Annotated in this window: 2 protein-coding genes; one reads left to right on the top strand and one right to left on the bottom strand. The window is 70.5% G+C overall.

The features are described 5' to 3' along the window. Positions 1 to 214: 214 nt before the first annotated feature. Complete coding sequence (alr, locus tag VLJ82_RS04365) at positions 215 to 1,477, bottom strand: alanine racemase (protein ID WP_408662102.1); 1,263 nt, start codon at positions 1,475 to 1,477, stop codon at positions 215 to 217. Positions 1,478 to 1,747: 270 nt separating this feature from the next. Between alr and VLJ82_RS04360 the strand changes: the two genes are divergently transcribed. Beyond that, positions 1,748 to 3,343, top strand: a 1,596-nt coding sequence (locus VLJ82_RS04360; RefSeq protein ID WP_408662101.1) for an amidohydrolase, incomplete at its 3' end; no start/stop codon positions are given.

Here is a 3,343-nt window from a genome sequence, read left to right as displayed (position 1 = left end):
CAGGCCCAGCACCGCGCCCATCCCGGCTGCGGCCAGCCCGACGCCGAGCGCCAGGACACCGTCGTCCGGTCGCCAGGAGCCGAAGCCCTTGACCGGTTCGAGCGAGGTGAGCGGAGTCGGCACGGCCGGAACCTTCTTCGTAACGGCCGCCCCGGTGCTGCCGGCGGTACTGGGACGACCACGGCTGATTCGGCCGGCCCGCTTGGCGCGACGCTCAGCCATGATCGGCCTCTCTACCGGCAGTGCCGATGGGCGCCGTTCCGGCAGTGCCGATGGGTGCCGTTCCGGCAGTGCCGGTGTAAATCTTGGGCACTCGGGAGCCGATTCGGGAGACCACCTCGTAGCTGATCGTGCCCGCTGCCTCGGCCCAGTCCTGTGCGCTCGGCTGCCCGGGAGCGCTGCCGAACAGCAGCGCGACGTCTCCGGGGTGCACGTCGGCGAGCGCCGCCGCGACGTCCGGATCCGCGCCGTCCGGCTGGTTCGCCAGGTCGATCACCACCTGGTCCATGCAGACCCGCCCGGCCACCTGGTGTCGCTGCCCGGCCAGCTGGACCGGTCCCTTGTTACCGGCGTGCCGGGGCAGCCCGTCGGCGTAACCGATCGGCAGCAACGCGACAGTGGTCGGCCGGCTGGTGACGTAGGTGTGCCCGTAGGAGACGCCCTGCCCGGCCGGCACTCGCTTCACGTTCGCGACCCGGCTGAGCAGCGTCATTGCCGGTCGCAGGCCCAGCTCGGCGGCGGTGGACAGCTCCGGTATCGGAGACAGGCCGTAGACCGCGATGCCGGGGCGAACCAGGTCGAAGTGCGTGGCCGGGTTGGTCAGGGTGGCGGCGGAGTTGGCCAGGTGCCGCACCTCGAAGCGAGCACCGCGTTGCTCGGCCAGCTGCACCGCGGCAACGAAATGCGAGGTCTGCTCCTGCACCGTCGGGTGCACCGGATCATCGGCGTAAGCGAAGTGCGAGAACACCCCGAACAGCCGGATCAGCCCTTCAGCTTGCAGCTTGAGCCCTGCCTCGACCAGGTCAGGCCAGTCCTCCAGGGCAGCACCGTTGCGGTTCAGCCCGGTGTCGACCTTGAGGTGCACCTGGGCCACGACACCGGCCGACTCGGCCGCGGCGGCCACCTCGGCAAGCGCCCAGTCAGTGCTGACGCCGATGTCGATCCCGGCTGCCACCGCCGCGGGATAGGCGTCTCCGGGCACGGTCAGCCAGGCCAGCAGCGGAGCCTCGATGCCCGCCGCGCGTACCGCCAGGGCCTCGCTGAGCTGGGCAACTCCCAGCCAAGACGCGCCACCGGCCAAGGCTGCGCGGGCGCACGGCAGCAGACCGTGGCCGTAGGCATCTGCCTTGACCACAGCCATCACTGCGGCCGATCCGGCTCGCTCCCGCAGTAGCCCGACGTTGTCCCGGACAGCGTCGAGATCCACGACGGCACCAGCCGGCAAGCCGGGGGGCAACCCCGCGAAGTCAACGTTCATCGCTCCACATTGTCGCAGGCCGTGGGGGTTGCTCTGGTAAGTCACCATGTTGCCTATGACCGAGAGCCTGGCTTGGAAGCCCTCGCCTACTGCGGCGTACCCGGTGGGCGCCCCGCGTCGCCCGGGAATCCCGCCCTCCGTCGGCGCTGCCACGTTTCCGCCAGCGCGCCTCCTTGCTCCGGTATGTGCTGGTTTCCTGGGCTTGCAGTGCACTCCACCGGGCACGTCCTCGTGACGGGGATTTCCAGGACCGGCTCCGAGCACGCGGACATGGTGATCACCGGAGCCCGGCTCTGGACCGGCACCGACGATCTGACCGGCCCGGTGCCCGAGGTCAGTCGGGACGGCGCGGTGGCGCTGCGGAACGGGCGCATCCTCGCGGTCGGCGACTCGGACGACATCCAGGATCTGGCCGGTCCGGGTACCGAGCGGCTGCACCTACCGGGCCGCTTGGTGCTGCCCAGCTTTCAGGACGCACATGTCCACCCGCCGTTCGCCGGCCGGTATCGGATGCACGTGTCGCTGCATGACCTGGCCGACGTACCGGCGTACCTCCAGGCGATCGCCACGTACGCGGCCGAGCACCCCGACCTGCCGTGGATCTACGGCGCCGGCTGGGCCCCGGAGAGTTTTCCCGACACCGCGCCGGTCCGCGAGCTGCTGGACGCGATCGTTCCTGACCGGCCGGTGTTCCTCTTCGACTCCAGCGTGCACTCGGCCTGGGTGAACTCGCGCGCCCTGCAGGTGGCCGGGGTGAACGTCGATACCCCGAACCCGGCGGACGGCCGCCTTCGCCGGGATCCGGCCACCGGCGAGCCGATCGGCATCCTGGACGAGGGTGCCGCCTACTCCTTCGAAGCCCGGTACCTCCCGGCCCCGGACCGGGCCGAGTGGCGCTCGGCGATCTTGCTCTCCCAGGCGCACCTGCTCTCCCTGGGCATCACCGGCTGGCAGGACGCCTGGGTCACCCCGGACATCCTGGAGGCCTACGGCTCGCTGGCCGATGACGGCCTGCTGACCGCCCGGGTCGTGGCCGCCCTGTGGTGGCAGCGCGAACGTGGCCTGGAGCAGATCGCGGACTTTCGGGCGCAGCGGGAGTCCGGCGCCCGATCGGATCGGCTGCTGGTTCGGACCGTGAAGATCATGACGGACGGCGTGGTGGAGAACGGCACCGGAGCCTTGCTCACGTCGTACCACGATGGTTGCGGTGGGCACACCGGCGACCTCGGCCTGTCGTACCTCGACCCAGAGTTACTGGCCGCGGCAGTGACCGAACTGGACCGCCTGGACTTTCAGGTGCACCTGCACACCATTGGCGATCGAGCGGTCCGGGACGGGCTGGATGCCGTGGGCGCCGCGCTGCGGGTGAACGGGCAGCGCGGTAACCGCCACCACTTGGCGCACATCCAGGTGATTCAACCCGAGGACGTCGGCCGGTTCGCAACCGTCGGCGCGGTGGCGAACTGCCAGGCCTACTGGGCGCAATCGGAACCGATGATGGATGAGCTGACGATCCCGGTGCTGGGCGCCGAGCGGTCGCGGATGCAGTACCCGTTCGCCGATCTGGTCACGGCCGGCACCGTGCTGGCGATGGGTAGCGACTGGGCAGTGAGCACCGCGGACCCGCTGCAACAGATCGAGGTCGCGGTCACCCGGGTAGACCCGCAGCGCCGGACGAACTCGCCATTCCTGCCCGATCAGCGGCTGACCCTGGGCACGGCGTTGCGCGGTTTCACCGCGGGCTCGGCGTGGGTCAACCATGACCCGGACGGCGGGACGATCCGCGCCGGGAAACGGGCCGACCTGGCGATCCTCGACCGCGACATCTTCGAGCCCCCCTCGACCGGCACCGGGATCGGCGATGCC

This window comes from Jatrophihabitans sp., from assembly GCF_035474675.1.
GTDB lineage: Bacteria > Actinomycetota > Actinomycetes > Mycobacteriales > Jatrophihabitantaceae > Jatrophihabitans_A.
The sequence above is the reverse complement of the archived record's forward strand: the minus strand, read 5'-3'. Positions and strand labels throughout refer to the sequence as shown.